Below are 15,468 nucleotides of genomic sequence, written 5' to 3' on the forward strand. Positions count from 1 at the left end.
CGAGATGTTGCCAGGAACCCGCTCGCCATGCTTTACCCCGAACTTTTCAAGCAGCTTGAATCCGTCCGCTGGGACATGGACAAGGACATTCCCTGGGATCGGTTCGACCCCGCCAAGCTCAGCGACGAGCAGGCGCAGACCATCAAGATGAACGCGATCACCGAGTGGGCGGCGCTGCCGGCCACCGAGATGTTTTTGCGCGACAACCGCGACGATTCCGATTTCTCGGCCTTCATGTCGATCTGGTTCTTCGAGGAGCAGAAGCATTCCCTGGTGTTGATGGAATACCTGCGCCGCTTCCGCCCCGAACTCGTGCCGACCGAGGAAGAGCTGCACGAAGTGCGCTTCGAGTTCGATCCGGCGCCTGCGCTGGAAACGCTGATGTTGCATTTCTGCGGCGAGATCCGCCTCAATCATTGGTACCGGCGTGCCGCCGAATGGCACACCGAGCCGGTGATCAAGCACATCTACACCACCCTGAGCCAAGACGAAGCCCGGCATGGCGGTGCTTATTTGCGCTATATGAAGCGAGCCATTGCCAAATTCGGCAACGAAGCCAAAGCGGCGTTCGCCAAAGTCGGTGTGCTCATGGCCAGCGCCCGCCGTACCGCCCAGGCCCTGCACCCGACCAATCTGCACGTGAGCAAGGTGCATTACCCCCGCGATACGGTGCAAAGCCGCCTGCCCAATCCGCAATGGCTGGAGCACTGGCTCAGCGAACAGATCCAGTTCGACGCGGCCTGGGAATCCAAAGTGGTGGAGCGCATTCTGCACAACATGAGCCTGCTGATGGAGCGCAGCTTTAAGACGGTGCAGGAACTCAACCGCTTCCGCAAAGAGGTGGCGGCCACGTTGCCGCCTGCGCCGGCCTATCAGGGGGCCTGACCCCGCTCAGGTGCCCAGTACGTGGGCCCAAAGCGCTTCCACGGCCTGGGCGTGCGGTGCCACCGTGGCGCGTTCGATTTGGGTACCGGTTTCGTCGAGACGGGCCCGGTGTTGGAGCAAGCGCAGGGCGCGGTAGGCGTCGGCGGCCGCTCGGCCCATGCCCGGCTTGAGTAGCCCTGCCTGCTCGGCCTGCAGCAGCAGCGCGATGTTGCCGGTGTTGCCGCGCAATGCAGGGTGTCGGGCCGAATGGGCCAGCACCAGGTACTGCACCACGAATTCCACGTCCACCATGCCGCCGGGGCTGTGCTTGATGTCGAACCGCCCAGCCTTGACCGGGTGTGCCTGGCGGACGCGCTCGCGCATGGCGCGGATTTCATCGGCCAGGGCCCGGTGATCGCGTGGAGCCGTGATCACGGCCTCGCGCACGGCGTCGAAGCGGGGAGCGAGGTCCGGCGCGCCCAACACGAAGCGGGCCCGCGTGATGGCCTGATGTTCCCAGGTCCAGGCGGTGTTGCTGCCCCGGTTCTGCTGGTAGTTGGCGTAGGCCTCGAAGCTGGTGACCAGCAGCCCGGAATTGCCGTTCGGGCGCAGCGCGGTGTCGATCTCGAACAGGTCGCCCTCGCTGGTCTTGACCGTCAGCCAGTTGATCATCTTGCGTACGAAGGCGGCATAGACCTCCGGGGCGCGTTCGTCGTCGTCTTCGTAAACGAAGACGATGTCCAGGTCGCTGCCATAGCCCAGCTCCTTGCCGCCCAGCTTGCCGTAGCCGATGATGGCGTGACGGGGTTCCTCGCGGTGGCGCTGTTTCAGGCGCTCCCAGCACCAGCGGCCGGTCACGCGCAGCACCGCATCGGCCAGCGCGCTGAGGTCGTCGGCCACCTGTTCCACCGTGAGCACGCCCTCGACATCGCGTGCCAGGGTGCGGAAGGTCTCCGCATGGTGGGCGCGGCGCAGCAGATTGAGCAGCTCTTCGTCATCGTCCTCTCCGGTGGCGGCGAGCGAACGCTTGCGTGCTTCCAGCTCGGCTTCGAAGGTTGCAGGGTCGAACCGCTCTTCGTAGAGTTGTTGGCCGGCGAGCTCGTCGATCACGCCCGGGTGTTTGAGCACGTAACGGGCCGGCCATTTCGCGGCCCCGAGCACGTGCAGCAACCGCTCGTGCACCGAGGGGCGCTCCTGCAGCAGCGCCAGGTAACTTTCCCGCCGCAGCAGCGGTTCGATCCAGTCGGCCATGCGCAGTGCAGCGGTTTCGCTGACCCGGCCGTCTTCCAGCCAGGCACCGGTGCGCTGCACCAGGCGAGCCAGCCGCAGCCGCGCGTCCTCGCGCAGGGCCAGCACCCGCGGGTGCTCGCACCATTCGGCCACCTTGGCGGCAAAAGCAGGGGGCAGTTGGGCGATCACCGATTGCAAATCTTCCACCGCGCTGCGCCGGCCCTGGCAGCCCTTGCCGTTGCACTGGCCACCGGAGGTGCCCAGCAGGGTGTCGAATTCCTGAGCCACGGTTTCGCGGTGCGCGTCCAGCGCATGCAGAAAAGCGCAGGTGTCGGCAAAGCCCATGGTGTGGGCCATCCAGGTCAGGTCGTCGTCGCGGGTGGGCAGGATGTGGGTCTGCTGGTCGTCCAGGTACTGGATGCGGTGTTCCACCCGGCGCAGGAAGGTATAGGCCTCGGCCAAGGCGCGGGCTTTGTCGGCCGGCATCAGGCCGGCGCGTTCGAGCCGTAGCAGGGCGGCCAGCGTGGGCCTGGTGCGCAGCTCGGGAAACTGCCCCCCGCGCACCACCTGGAGCAGTTGTACGGTGAATTCGATCTCGCGAATGCCTCCGCGCGACAATTTCACATCGTGCGTCCGTTCGGGGTGTCCCGCCGCCCGTTTGGTGGCGTGTTCCCGGATTTGCCGGTGCAGCAGGCGCAGCGATTCGAACACGTTGTAGTCCAGGTAGCGGCGAAACACGAAGGGCAGCACCACGCCACGCAAGGCGGTGGCACTTCCGCTCCCGATCGCTTCGCGCGGGGCGACGACGCGGCTCTTGAGCCAGGCGAAACGCTCCCATTCCCGGCCCTGGACGAGGAAATACTCCTCCAGCGCCCCCAGCGAGACGGCTGGCGGCCCGGAGTTGCCGTTGGGGCGCAACGCCAGGTCCACCCGAAACACCTGGCCATGTTCGGTGGTGTCCCCAATCAGCCCATGGACCCGCTTGACGGCCTTGGCGAAATACTCGTGGTTGCTGATCCGGTTGCGACCCAGGGCATTGCCGGCGGTTTCGCCGTCGTGGTCGTAGACGTAGATCAGATCGATGTCACTGGAGACGTTGAGCTCGCGTGCACCGAATTTGCCCATGCCGATGATCCAGAGTTCGGCCCGTCGCAGGGCCGGGCCCTGCGCAGCCGGCACGGCCGGGTCCAGGTACTCGGGCGCGCCATGCAGTTCGTCGAGTTCGCGCAGTGTCTGTGCCAGCGCCTCGTCCAGCGCCAGTTCGGCCAGGGCGGTCACGGCACCGGTCACCACGCCCAGAGGGGCATCGTATTCGGTATCGAGCACGGCCAGACGTTCGAGCACCAGGTGGCGCAGCACCCTGAGCGCGGCACCCAGGTCCAGGCCACGGCCGCGCAGGGTGTTCAGAGCCTGCCGCAGGGAGGCGGCATTGGGCGCGCCGGGCGGCAGCGCGGTCAGCTCGGCGGCGTAGCGTCGGCGCACCCGCTGCACGAATCGGGAATGGGTAGCGGCATCGACATGTTTCGATACAAATTGAACCGGGTGATCTGAACCTGCCGGGGCGCTGGCCATCATAATTTCGCGTGCTCGATACTCGTGTGACCCCCTTGCCAGCGCCTCTGCTGCGCCTTTGGGCCGGACTGGCCAGGGCTTTGCTCTGGCTGGTGTTCGCCGCATGGCTGCTGTTTGCGCTGAGCTGGGGAGCTTTGCATCTGGTCATTGTGCCGCGAGTCGGGGAATGGGGTCCGGTGCTGGAGCGTTTGGCCTCACGCGCCTTGGGGGTCTCCGTGAGCATCGGTGCCGTCACGGCAGCCTCCAGCGGGCCGGTACCCAGTCTGCAGTTGCGTGATGTGGTGCTGCGCGATGCCGAGGGGCGAGAGGCGTTGCGGCTGGCCGAAGTCCGGGCCGCGCTGTCGGTGCGCTCTCTGTGGCGAATGGGTTTTGACCAATTGGTGATCGAGCGGCCGGTGCTCGACATCCGGCGCACGGCCGATGGCCGGCTGCTGCTGGGTGGCATGGACATGGGGGGGGATGCCGAGGTCGGAGAGAGCCGGCTGGCCGATTGGTTTTTTTCCCAGACCGAGTTCGCCATCCTGCAGGGCACGTTGCGCTGGACCGACGACAGCCGCCCGCATGCCCCTCCACTCGAACTGCAAGGCATAGACTTTGTGAGCCGTCACGTGGCCTGGCAGCACCAGTTCCGGCTGGACGCGACACCGCCCGAGGACTGGGGACAGCGGTTGCAGGTGCAGGGACAGTTCAGCCGTCCGGTATGGCAGACACGGGCTGGGCAAGTGCGCGATTGGACCGGCGTGCTCTATGTCGAACTGCCATGGGTGGACATGCAAGGGCTTGGGACCTATGTGGATACCCGTTCCGCCTTCGGGGTGGATCTGCTGCGTGGCCAGGGAGGTGCCCGGTTGTGGCTGGACTGGCAGCGGGGCGTGGTGCAGCAAGTCACCGCCGATCTGGCGCTGGGGCAGGTGGCGCTCCAGTGGGAAAGGGTCGAAGGCCCGCTGGCCGTGCAAGAGCTCCGTACCCGGCTGGATCTGCAACGACGCGGCGCCACCACCCGCCTGAGCACGCAGCATTTGGCGTTCGTGACGGGCGAAGGGGTGCGCTGGCCCGGCGGGAACATCCACTACGAGCAGGTGCAGGACCCGTCCGGGACGCTGACCGGTTTCGAGTTGGCCGGTGAGCAGCTCGACCTGGCCGCCTTGCGGCAACTGGCGCAGCACCTGCCCTTGCCCGCCGAAGCCGGCCCCTGGCTGGAGCGCACCGCTCCCCGTGGCTTGGCGGAAACCCTTCGCGTGAACTGGACCGCCGCCACTCCTCAACGGCCCGCCACCTGGGAGGCCGAGGGGCGCCTGCGTGGACTGGATCTGGCGGCCGGAACCAACAACGGGGCCGAGCTGGGGCGGCCGGGCGTGAGCGGGGCGGATGTCGTCTTTCGGGCGACGCCCGACGGTGGGCAGGCCAACCTCGTTCTGCAGCCAGGGCATCTGGAGTTTCCCGGCCTGTTCGAGGAGCCCCGGCTGGAGGTCGATCGCCTCGTCGCCAGCCTGACCTGGACCGTGAACGGTGAACGGATCGGGGTGGACATCCCCCGCCTGCAACTGGTCAATCGCGATGTCGATGCCGACGTCCGGCTCCAGTGGCACACCGCCGATCCCGCCGTCAGTCCGGCGCAGTCCCGGTTTCCTGGGGTGTTGGATCTGGAGGCGCGCGTCCACCGGGCCGATGGCGCGCGCGTTCACCGCTACCTGCCGCAAACCATCGACGCCACCGTGCGGCGCTATCTCCAGGCCGCGATCCGCGAGGGGAGGGCCCATGACGGGCGTTTCCGTGTCCGCGGCGACCTGTGGGATTTTCCGTTCGACGTCGCCGGCACCGGTGCGTTCGAAGTCACGGCCCAGTTGAGCGACGTGGTGTTCGACTATGCCCCCGCCTACCTGTTGCCGCCCGACAGTCTCGGCTGGCCAGGCCTGCGGGTCGAGCAGGCCCGGCTGCACATCGACCGCACCCGGCTCGTGATCGAGGAGGCGCGTGCCGCTGCCCAGGCCTGGCCAGAGATTCGGGTGCTCCAGGCCCGGGCCGAGATTGCGGATTTTGCGGCCGATGAACCCCTGCTCCATGTGCGCGGGGTGGTGCGCGGACCCGCCCAGGATGCCCTGGCCCTGGTGAACCGCTCCCTGGTCCGAGGTATGGTTGCCGAAGCTCTCGTGGCTGCACGCGCCACCGGCCCGGTCGAGTTGGATCTGGAGCTGGCCCTGCCGCTGGAGGACGTGGACGCCGCTCGGGTGCGAGGTCAGGTCCGTCTGGCCGGCAATGATGTGCAGATCACCCCCGAGACGCCGCGTCTGCAAGGCGTTCAGGCTGCGTTGCAGTTCACCGAGACGGGCTTCGAGGTGGCGTCGGCCAGCGCCCGGCTGCTCGGGGGTACGCTGCGCTTTTCCGGCCGCTTGCTCGACGAGGGCGCGCGCGACCGGGTCGTGTTTCGTGGTCAGGGCCAGGTCACGGCCGAAGCGCTGAGCCGTCAGCAGCATTGGCCCTGGCTCGCCCCACTCGGGCGCGTGGCAAGCGGTCAGACGAACTACAAGATCGAGCTGGCGTTCGGCCCCCAGGGCACGGGCATTCGCATCGAGTCGGGGCTGCAGGGATTGGGACTCGATCTGCCCGCACCGTTCGACAAAGCCCCGGACGCCATCCTGCCGTTGCGCCTGGTTGTGCAGCCCCTTGCCGATGCGCCCGCCGGCCTCGAACGCGATGAACTGCGCTTCGAGCTCGGAGCCGGTACCCGCCCCCTGCTGGGCGTGCTCTACCAGCGCGAATGGGCCGGGTCGGCGCTGAAGGTGTTGCGCGGCAGCGTGGCGGTGCGCAGCGAGCGCCCCGCCTTGCCGGCACAGGGCGTGCGGGCTCAGGTCGATCTGGGCGATGTCGATGTCGCGGCCTGGGAGCGTGTGTGGTCCGGTGCCGGGAGCGGTCCAAGTGCTGCCGGGCTGCTGGACGGTCAAGCCTATTGGCCTACGCAGTTCGCCCTGACGGCGCGCCGCATCGAGCAAGCGGGCCGGGTGTTCCAGAACGTGGTGGCCAACGGCACGCGTGAGCGCGAGCAATGGCGTTTCTCCGTCGAGGCCAACGAGATGGCCGGCCAAGTCGAATACCGCCCCAACACCCCCCAGTTGCCGGGGCAACTGCGAGCCCGCCTCTCGCGTCTGGACCTTACTTCCCAGGGAGCCACCGAGGTGGAGCATTTGTTGCAGGCCCAGCCCGAAGCGATACCCGCGATCGATCTCGTCGTGGACCGGTTCCGCATGGCTGGCCTCGACCTGGGGCGACTGGAAATCCAGGCCGTCAACCGGCAAGCCGTGCTCGCCGCGCGCGAGCAGGTGAGCGAATGGCGGCTGAACACCCTCAACCTGGAGGTGCCGGAGGCGCGCTTGCGCGCCAGTGGCAACTGGGCCGCCAGTGCCGGCGAACCAACCGGCGCGCGCCGCACCGCGCTGCGCATCGAGCTCGACATCGACGACGCCGGCCTGTTGCTGGGCCGTTTCGGCATGCCTGGCGTGGTGCGTGGTGGCAAAGGCCGGATCGAGGGTCACATCGGCTGGATGGGCTCGCCCATGTCCTTCCATGCCCCCACGCTAGGCGGCGGACTGCGTATCGACCTGGAGCGAGGGCAGTTCCTGCGCGCCGATCCTGGCATTGCCAAGCTGCTCGGCGTGCTGAGCCTGCAGTCGTTGCCGCGCCGGCTGGCGCTGGACTTCCGCGACGTGTTCAGTGAAGGCTTTGCGTTTGACTTCTTGCGCGGCGACGCCCGCATCGCCGAGGGCGTCGCCCACACCAACAACCTGCAGATGAAGGGCGTCAGCGCCGCCGTGCTGATGGAAGGGCAGGCCGACATCGTGCGAGAAACCCAGGACATCACCGCCGTGGTGATTCCCGAGCTCAATGCCGGTACCGCCTCGCTGGTGGCCACCGTCATCAGCCCGGTCACGGGGTTGAGCACCTTTTTGGCCCAGTTTCTGTTGCGCCAGCCGTTGCAGGAAGCGGCGACCCGCCAGTTTCGCATCACCGGCCCATGGAGCGACCCCCAAGTCGAGCGCGTGACACGGCGTAACATAGGCAACGGATCGGCCAGTCCGGTCGATTCCTTCTCCACACCAGGAATCAGTTCCCCATGAAAGTTGCAGCGATACAGATGGTTTCGGGCATCCGCCTGGAAGACAACCTGACCCAGGCCCGTGGCTTGCTGGAACAGGCCCGCGACGCCGGGGCCGAGCTCGCGGTCCTGCCCGAGTATTTCTGTTTCATGGGCCGTCAGGATGCCGACAAGCTCCTCATTGCCGAGACGCCAGGCAACGGCCCGATCCAGGATTTCCTCGGCCGCAGCGCGGCCGAATTGGGCCTGTGGATCGTGGGCGGTACTCTGCCCATGACCACCGAAGACCCGGCCCACGTTGCCAACGCCTCTCTGGTGTATGACCCCCGAGGCCGCGTGGTGGCACGCTACGACAAGATCCACCTCTTCCGTTATGACAATGGCCGCGAGCGTTACGACGAAGCGGCCGTGCTCGCCGCAGGCGACAGGCCCACCGCCTTCGAGTTGCACGACGCTTGCGGCAACCTGTGGCGCGTGGGTCTGAGCGTGTGTTACGACCTGCGTTTTCCCGAGCTGTACCGTCAGCTCGGCGCCGATCTGCTCCTCGTGCCCGCAGCCTTCACCCACACCACCGGCCAAGCCCACTGGGAGGTACTGCTGCGCGCCCGGGCGATCGAGAACCAGGCCTATGTGCTTGCCAGCGCCCAGGGCGGTAACCATGAGAACGGCCGCCGGACCTGGGGGCAAAGCATGGTGATCGACCCCTGGGGGGTGGTGCTTGCTCAGCGTGCCAGTGGCGCCGGCGTGGTCGTCGCCGACATCGATATGAACCGGCTGCGTCAGGTACGCCAGCAATTGCCCGCCCTGCAGCACCGGCGCCTGTAAGTGGCCTCTGTGCCTTGGTTCGGGCGCCTGTCGCGGCGCTGGTTGCTCTGGGGCCTGACCTGCCTGCTGGTCATGGCCCTGCTGGCCGTGCTGGTCTTTCTGGTGCGGGAGTACGAGGAAACCCAGACCCTGACCCGGCTGGAGCGCAGTGCCGCCAGCATGAGCATGGACGTGCGCACCGGTCTGACGCGCAGCGTACAGAACCTGCTGGCCTTGCACAGCCTGGCGCCCACGCCATCGAGCTGGCCCGGTCTGGCCGCCGACATCCTCGCCTCCCAGCGCGAGATCATGCACCTGGAGTGGCGTGACCGCGACCTGAACCCGCTGGCCACTCGCCCCACCCCTTACTTGCCCGATGTCTATGCCTACCGGCCCCGGCGAGATGCGCTGCCCGATGTCATCCAGGCCTGCCTCAATGCCGATCGCATCAGCGGGCCGGCCTATTCCAACAGCTATTTCTGGCCCCTGGCCCAGGGTCAAGGCATCGAACTCATGGAGATGTGCCTGCCGCTGAACCGGGATGGACAGGCCGACGGCTACCTCATAGCCACCTACGCCATGGCCGGCCTGCTGACCGAGCTCATTCCCGCAGAGGTGCGGCGCGGCCAGCGCGTCGCGTGGACCGAGCCCGACGGCACGCGTCTGACGATCGTGGGTGACCTGCCGACCGGGCTGCCGGTCATGCACGTGAACCAGCTCGTGGATTTGCCGGGCGCCACTTACATCCTGCGGCTGGAGCAGCCCCGGATCGCAGACGGCTGGCTGCCTCACGTGCTCACCGTTGCCGTCGCAGTCCTGGCCCTGAGCTTGCTCGGGGTGCTGGCGTTGCTGGCGCGCGACCTGCGCCTGCGCCAGCTCGCCGAACAGAAACTGGCCGAGGCGCTGGCGTTTCGCAAGGCCATGGAAGACTCGCTCGTCACGGGCCTGCGCGCGCGCGACATGGAAGGACGCATCACCTACGTCAACCCCGCGTTTTGTCAGATGGTGGGGCTGAGTGCCGAGCAGCTGCTGGGCACCAGTGTGCCGGCGCCCTACTGGCCGCCCGAGCAGATCGAAGAGTACCGCCAGCGGCTGGCGGTGCGCCTGGCCGGGCGCTTGCTGCCGCGCGAGGGCTTCGAGTCGGAATTCATGCGTTCCGATGGCACGCGCTTTCCCGTGCTCATCATCGAGGCTCCGCTCATCAACGCCCAAGGCACCCAGACCGGCTGGATGAGCGCCATCCTGGACCTCAGCGAACAACGCCGCAGCGAGGAGATGTCGCGCGCGTCCCAGGAGCGGTTGCAGGCCACGGCTCGGCTGGCCATGGCCGGCGAAATGGCTTCGCTCATCAGCCATGAACTGAATCAGCCCCTGGCGGCCATCGCCAGCTATGCCACCGGTGTGCTCAACCTGATCGGCCCCAACCAGGCGGGCGCCGACACCACCGAGCTGCGCACCGCGATCCAGCGCATCCTGGAGCAGGCCGAGCGTGCGGGGCGTGTCATCCGCAGCGTCGGCGATCTGGTGCGCCGGCGCGAGCGCGAACGCGAGGCCGTTCCCGTGGCCGCGCTGTTCGACGCCATCCTGCCCCTGCTGCAACTGCAGGCCCGCAAACTCGGCATCGCGCTCGACATCCGCGTGGCCGACGACTGCCCGCCGGTCTGGTGTGACCGCACCATGGTCGAGCAGGTGCTGCTCAATCTCGCGCGCAACGGCATGCAAGCCATGCCGCCGGGCGAGCCGTCCACCCCCAGTGGCCGGCGGCGTTTGCGTCTGAGCGCCCAGCCCGTGCGCAGCGCGTCGGCGCACAGCACCCAGCGCTGGGTCGAATTCGCCGTGGCGGACCACGGGCGGGGCATCTCCGCCGAGGACGCCGAGCGGCTTTTCACCCCGTTCTTCACCACCAAGCCCGAGGGGATGGGCCTGGGGTTGAACCTGTGCCGCACGGTGGTGGAGCAGCATGGCGGAGGCCTGCGGTTCGAGCCCCAACAGCCCTGTGGCACGGTGTTCCGTTTCACCCTGCCCGCTGCCGACACTCTATGATCACGACCTGATGAATGCCCAGCTTGCGGCCGATGCCTGTGTCCATGTGGTGGATGACGATGCCAGTGTGCGCGACGCGCTCGGCTGGCTGCTGCGCACCCGGCGTCTGTTGAGCATTCCCTATGAGAGCGCCGAGCGTTTCTGGGACGAAGCCCGCCAGTGGGACGAGCCCGGCTCTGCGGCCTGTCTGCTGCTGGACGTGCGCATGCCCGGCGTGAGCGGCTTGGCCTTGTTCGAGCGGTTGCGGGAGCTGGACTGGTTTGACAGCCTGCCGGTCATCTTCCTGAGTGGACATGCCGATGTCTCGACGGCGGTCGATGCGGTCAAGCGCGGAGCGTTCGACTTTTGCGAGAAACCGTTTTCCGACAACGCCCTCGTGGATCGGGTAGAGCAGGCCCTGGTGCGCTCGGCTCAGGTGCAGGCGCAACGCCGGGCGCGCCGCGAACTGCGCATCCGGGTCGATGCGCTGACCGAGCGCGAGCGCGACGTGATGCGGCTGATCGCGGCCGGGTTGCCGAACAAGCTCGTGGCCGACGAACTGGGCATCAGCGTGCGCACCGTGGAGGTGCACCGCGCCCATGTGTTCGACAAGATGGGGGTTCGTTCGGCGGTGGAACTGGTCAACCTGTTGCGCGATCTGTGACACTCAGGCTTTCGGCTCCCCGTGGTCCTGGCGTGGTGGCGCCTTCTCGCGTTCCACGTCCTCGGGCAGCTCGCCTTTCTTGCGCCCAGAAAACATGGTCCACCAGATGATGAACAGGAAGATGAGCAAGGCGCCCAACATTTCGAGCAACAACAGAGTCATGGGATCATGGACGGTGTGGTTGCGCCTCGCGGGGCGCAGGGTGGCGTGGCCCTTGATTGTAGGCACCCTGGCCGCCTGCGCCACGCGGCCGATTCCGCAAACCCCGACGCCGGTGCCGGCAACGCCCCCCGTGCAGCCGGCTCCCGTGCCGCCGCCCGTGGCTGCGCCCGTCTCGTTGGACGAGGGCTGGCCCGATCCCGTCGTCACCCCGGAGCACGCTGCCTGGCAATGGGCCGACAGCCAGCCCCTGCCCCCGCCCCTGCAACGAGGCAAAAGCGTTTGGCTGCCGGTGCGTTGGAGTGAACTCCCGGGTTGGGGGCGCGATGCGCTGCACGAAGCCTGGAACGCCTGGCTGCGCAGCTGCGAACGCCCCGCGCCGGTCGTCGGCAGCCTGTGCGCCGAAGTGCGCCAGCACAGCATCGCCTCGACAGAGGAGCAACACGCCTGGGTCATGCGACGCCTGCAGCCTTACCGCGTCCAGGCCCCGGGCGGTCAGGCGCAGGGCTTGCTGACGGGTTATTACGAACCGGTGCTGGCGGCACGCCGCACGCGCGACGAGGTGCACCAGATCCCGCTGCACAGCCTGCCCGCTACGCTGCGCCCCGGTCAGCCTTGGTTCACCCGCGAGCAGATGGTCAATCACCCCGTCGCACGGGCCCAGTTGCAAGGACGCGAGATCGCCTGGCTGGCCGATCCACTGGATGCGTTGCTGCTGCAGATTCAAGGGTCCGGGCGTATCGTGTTCACCGAACCCGATGGCCGGCAGCAGATCGTGCGGCTGGCTTTTGCCGGCCACAACGGGCATCCCTACCGCAGCGTGGCGCGCTGGTTGCTGGATCGCGGCCTCATCCGTGATGGCACCTGGGAAGCCATCCGCGCCTGGGCGGCCGAGAACCCGGACCGCATCGACGAAATGCTCTGGAGCAATCCGCGCACCGTGTTCTTTCGCGAGGAGCCGCTCAACGAGCTCGATGCCCAGTTCGGCCCACGCGGGGCCCAGGGCGTGGCGCTCACCCCCGGGCGTTCGATCGCGGTGGACCGCGACAGCATTCCCTACGGCACCCCGGTGTGGGTGCATTCACCTGGTCCGCACGCGCATGTGCGCCGGCTGGTGATGGCGCAGGACACGGGCGGTGCCATCGTGGGCGCCGTGCGGGCCGATTTCTTCACCGGTTGGGGCGACGCAGCTTACACCCTCGCGGCCGGCATCAAGCAGCCGCTGCAGATGTGGGCGCTGTGGCCCCGGCCCTGATCCATGCCAAGGAGGAGCTCATGCGTATCGGCGTCCTGACCGGCGGTGGCGACTGCCCCGGTCTCAACGCGGTGATCCGGGCGGTCACCAAATCCCTGTTGCGCCAGGCAGGCGCGCAGGTCATCGGCATCGAGGACGGCTTTGCCGGCCTCATGGGCCCCGCCACCCGCACCCGCTTGCTGGACTGGGACTCGGTCAGTGGCATCCTGATGCTCGGGGGCACCATTCTGGGCACCAGCAACAAAGCCAACCCGCTGGCCACCCCCGACGCCACGGCCCAGACCCTGGCCAACGCCCAGCGCCTCGGGCTGGATGCCTTGGTCGTCATTGGCGGCGACGGCAGCATGGCGATTGCGCATGGCCTGGCCCGGCAGGGGCTGCCCATCGTCGGGGTGCCCAAGACCATCGACAACGACATCGTCGGTTGCGAGCGCAGCTTCGGCTTCGACACCGCGGTGGCCACCGTCACCGATGCCCTGGAGCGCATCCAGACCACCGGGCAAAGTCACAGCCGGGTCATGATCGTCGAGACCATGGGCCGCTATGCCGGCTGGATCGCGCTGGAGGCGGGCATTGCTGGCGCCGCCGATGTGATTTTGCTGCCCGAAATCGACTACGACATCGAGGCCGTGGCCCGGGTGTGCCGCGAGCGTGAGCAGCGCGAGCGCCACACCGTGATTTGCATCGGCGAGGGCGCCAAACCCCGAGGCGGCGCGCTCACCGTGGAGCGCCGCATCGCCGACAGCCCGGACCCGATCCGCCTCGGGGGCGTGGCCCATGCCCTGCGCGAGCAGCTGCAGCCGCTCCTGCAAAGCGAGGTGCGTGCCACCGTGCTGGGCCACGTCCAGCGTGGCGGCTCGCCCACCCCGTTCGACCGGGTGCTGGCCACCCAGTTCGGCAACCAGGCCGCGCAGCTCGTCATGCACGGGCAGTTCAATCGCATGGTCACGCTGCAGCAGGGACGGCTCGACAGCATCGCGCTGGCCGAGGTGGCGCACCAACACCGCCAGGTGCCGCTCGATCACCCGTTGTTGCAGACCGCCCGCCAGATCGGCGTCTCGTTGGGTGAGCCCTGAGTTGCAGATGCCGTTTCCGTGATAGATTCGGGTAAGTCCTGAGGGCTCAGAAGGCACAGATGTTGCAAAGTTAAGTCTTTGATTATTTTTTTAGGTGTCAAGTATATGAAGCTTCGACTCATTGCTCTGTCCGCCCTGCTGGCGCTGGGAGCCGCCCAGGTGCATGCCAAGACCTTCAAATGGTCCAGCGCCAGCGACATCGCCACCTGGGACATCCACTCCCAGAACAACGCGCTGCAAAACGGCATCCACGCGGCGGTCTATGAAAGCCTGGTCTACTACAACAGTGAGACGTTCAAGATCGAGCCCGTGCTCGCCACCTCATGGACGCAGGTGTCGCCAACCCAGCTGCGCATGACGCTGCGCACCGGCGTGAAATTCCACGACGGCTCCGACTTCACGGCCGACGATGCGGTGTTCTCCATCCAGCGCGCGATGGCGCCCACCTCCAACTTCACGCCTTACATTCAGGGCATCGACCGCGTCGTCAAAGTCAACAACAACACCATTGATATCTTTACCAAGGCCTTCAATCCGGTGCTGCTCAACCAGATGACCGAGCTGCGCATGATGAGCAAGGCCTGGGCCGAGAAGAACAACTCGGTCGCGCCGAAGGACATCAAGACCCAGGACGAGAACTTTGCGCACCGCAACGCCATGGGCACCGGTCCCTTCATGCTCAAGGAATGGCAGCCGGATCAGCGCCTGGTATTGACGCGCAACCCAAACTGGTGGGGCACTGCGCCCACCAACGTGACCGAAATCATCTACACCCCCGTCAGCGCCGTGGCTACCCGCATGGCTGCCCTGCTGTCGGGTGAGGTCGATTTCGTGCTCGACCCCAGCCCACAGGATTTGCCGCGCATCCGCTCCAATCCCAACCTGAAGGTGATCGACGGCATCGAGAATCGCACCATCTTTTTCGGCATGGACCAGTACCGTGACGAACTCGTGGGCAGCGACGTCAAGGGCAAGAATCCGCTGAAAGACGTGCGCGTGCGCAAGGCGCTGTACCAGGCCATCGACGCCAACACCATTACCCGCGTCACCATGCGCGGCCTGGGCCAGGCCACTGGTGCCTTGGTGGCACCGCAGGTGGCTGGCTGGACGGAGGCGGTGCACAAGCGCTTGCCCTACGACGTAGAAGCGGCCCGCAAACTGCTGGCTGATGCCGGATACCCCAACGGCTTCGAGGTGGACTTTGCCTGTCCGAACAACCGCTACATCAACGACGAGCAAATCTGCCAGGCCGTCACGGCCATGTGGGCGCGCATTGGAGTGCGCGCCAAGCTGCGCACCATGCCGCTGGTCACCTACTTCCCGATGATCCAGCGGCACGAGGCCAGTATCTACATGCTGGGCTGGGGTGTGCCCACCTTCGATGCGCTGTATTCTCTGCAATCGCTGGTGCGTACGCCTGGACCAGGGGGTGATGGGAACTACAATGTCGGCCGCTACAGCAACCCCAAGATGGATGCTTTGATCGATCAGATCAAGGTCGAGATGGATACGGCCAAGCGCACCGCGCTCATGACCGAGGCGTTGCAATTGCAGAACGACGACGTGGCGCACATTCCGCTGCACAACCAGGTCATTCCTTGGGCGATGAAGCGCAACATCGAGGTGGTGCATCGCGCCGACAACCGCCTCGACTGGCGTCTGATCAAGGTCAACTGACCCCTCACGAATCGTTTCCACACGGGGCGTCGAGTCGACGCCTCTCATTGGACTT

The 15,468-nt window shown here is 66.8% G+C and carries 10 protein-coding genes; 8 read left to right on the forward strand and 2 right to left on the reverse strand.

Features of this window, described 5'->3' with window-relative positions; genetic code table 11:
* Positions 1–27: 27 nt before the first annotated feature.
* Complete coding sequence (locus tag HZS63_RS05085) at positions 28–885, forward strand: ferritin family protein (protein ID WP_180682973.1); 858 nt, start codon at positions 28–30, stop codon at positions 883–885.
* A 6-nt stretch (positions 886–891) separates the two neighbouring features.
* On the opposite strand, the gene glnE is transcribed toward HZS63_RS05085, so the two are convergent.
* The gene (glnE, locus tag HZS63_RS05090; protein WP_180683158.1) at positions 892–3,666 is read right to left on the reverse strand and encodes a bifunctional [glutamate--ammonia ligase]-adenylyl-L-tyrosine phosphorylase/[glutamate--ammonia-ligase] adenylyltransferase; all 2,775 of its coding nucleotides are present in this window, start codon (positions 3,664–3,666) and stop codon (positions 892–894) included.
* A 26-nt stretch (positions 3,667–3,692) separates the two neighbouring features.
* Here glnE and HZS63_RS05095 point away from each other — a divergent pair, with 26 nt between their 5' ends.
* Genes HZS63_RS05095 through HZS63_RS05110 form a run of 4 tightly spaced genes read left to right on the forward strand, consistent with a single transcriptional unit; the run spans position 3,693 to position 11,246 of the window.
* Positions 3,693–7,778: a YhdP family protein gene (locus tag HZS63_RS05095; RefSeq protein ID WP_180682974.1), complete on the forward strand. Its 4,086-nt coding sequence runs from the start codon at positions 3,693–3,695 to the stop codon at positions 7,776–7,778.
* Complete coding sequence (locus HZS63_RS05100) at positions 7,775–8,581, forward strand: carbon-nitrogen hydrolase family protein (RefSeq protein WP_180682975.1); 807 nt, start codon at positions 7,775–7,777, stop codon at positions 8,579–8,581. The genes HZS63_RS05095 and HZS63_RS05100 overlap by 4 nt, the downstream gene beginning before the upstream one ends.
* Positions 8,582–10,603, forward strand: a complete 2,022-nt coding sequence (locus HZS63_RS05105) for a two-component system sensor histidine kinase NtrB (protein ID WP_343039951.1) — start codon at positions 8,582–8,584, stop codon at positions 10,601–10,603. It abuts the gene before it with no gap.
* Positions 10,604–10,613: 10 nt separating this feature from the next.
* The gene (locus HZS63_RS05110; RefSeq protein WP_180682976.1) at positions 10,614–11,246 is read left to right on the forward strand and encodes a response regulator transcription factor; all 633 of its coding nucleotides are present in this window, start codon (positions 10,614–10,616) and stop codon (positions 11,244–11,246) included.
* Positions 11,247–11,249: 3 nt separating this feature from the next.
* On the opposite strand, the gene HZS63_RS05115 is transcribed toward HZS63_RS05110, so the two are convergent.
* Entirely contained in the window at positions 11,250–11,408 is a 159-nt protein-coding gene (locus HZS63_RS05115) for a hypothetical protein (protein ID WP_180682977.1), read from the reverse strand.
* Here HZS63_RS05115 and mltA point away from each other — a divergent pair.
* The 3 genes from mltA (at position 11,341) to HZS63_RS05130 (ending at position 15,413) form a co-directional block, all read left to right on the forward strand.
* Complete coding sequence (mltA, locus tag HZS63_RS05120) at positions 11,341–12,660, forward strand: murein transglycosylase A (protein ID WP_180682978.1); 1,320 nt, start codon at positions 11,341–11,343, stop codon at positions 12,658–12,660. The genes HZS63_RS05115 and mltA overlap by 68 nt on opposite strands.
* A 20-nt stretch (positions 12,661–12,680) precedes the next feature.
* Positions 12,681–13,736: a 6-phosphofructokinase gene (locus HZS63_RS05125; protein ID WP_180682979.1), complete on the forward strand. Its 1,056-nt coding sequence runs from the start codon at positions 12,681–12,683 to the stop codon at positions 13,734–13,736.
* Positions 13,737–13,841: 105 nt separating this feature from the next.
* A complete protein-coding gene (locus tag HZS63_RS05130; RefSeq protein WP_180682980.1) occupies positions 13,842–15,413 on the forward strand; it encodes an ABC transporter substrate-binding protein in 1,572 nt (523 codons plus the stop codon).
* The last annotated feature ends 55 nt before the right edge of the window (positions 15,414–15,468 follow it).

The sequence above is a fragment of the Tepidicella baoligensis genome (assembly GCF_013432195.1).
Classification (GTDB): Bacteria; Pseudomonadota; Gammaproteobacteria; order Burkholderiales; family Burkholderiaceae_C; genus Tepidicella; species Tepidicella baoligensis.

What these genes read in the sequence shown, in the direction of transcription:
- HZS63_RS05085 (WP_180682973.1), top strand. Translation starts at nt 28, where the DNA reads ATGCTTTACCCCGAACTTTTCAAGCAGCTTGAATCCGTCCGCTGGGAC.
- glnE (WP_180683158.1), bottom strand. Translation starts at nt 3,666, where the DNA reads ATGGCCAGCGCCCCGGCAGGTTCAGATCACCCGGTTCAATTTGTATCG.
- HZS63_RS05100 (WP_180682975.1), top strand. Translation starts at nt 7,775, where the DNA reads ATGAAAGTTGCAGCGATACAGATGGTTTCGGGCATCCGCCTGGAAGAC.
- HZS63_RS05110 (WP_180682976.1), top strand. Translation starts at nt 10,614, where the DNA reads ATGAATGCCCAGCTTGCGGCCGATGCCTGTGTCCATGTGGTGGATGAC.
- mltA (WP_180682978.1), top strand. Translation starts at nt 11,341, where the DNA reads ATGGTCCACCAGATGATGAACAGGAAGATGAGCAAGGCGCCCAACATT.
- HZS63_RS05115 (WP_180682977.1), bottom strand. Translation starts at nt 11,408, where the DNA reads ATGACTCTGTTGTTGCTCGAAATGTTGGGCGCCTTGCTCATCTTCCTG.
- HZS63_RS05125 (WP_180682979.1), top strand. Translation starts at nt 12,681, where the DNA reads ATGCGTATCGGCGTCCTGACCGGCGGTGGCGACTGCCCCGGTCTCAAC.
- HZS63_RS05130 (WP_180682980.1), top strand. Translation starts at nt 13,842, where the DNA reads ATGAAGCTTCGACTCATTGCTCTGTCCGCCCTGCTGGCGCTGGGAGCC.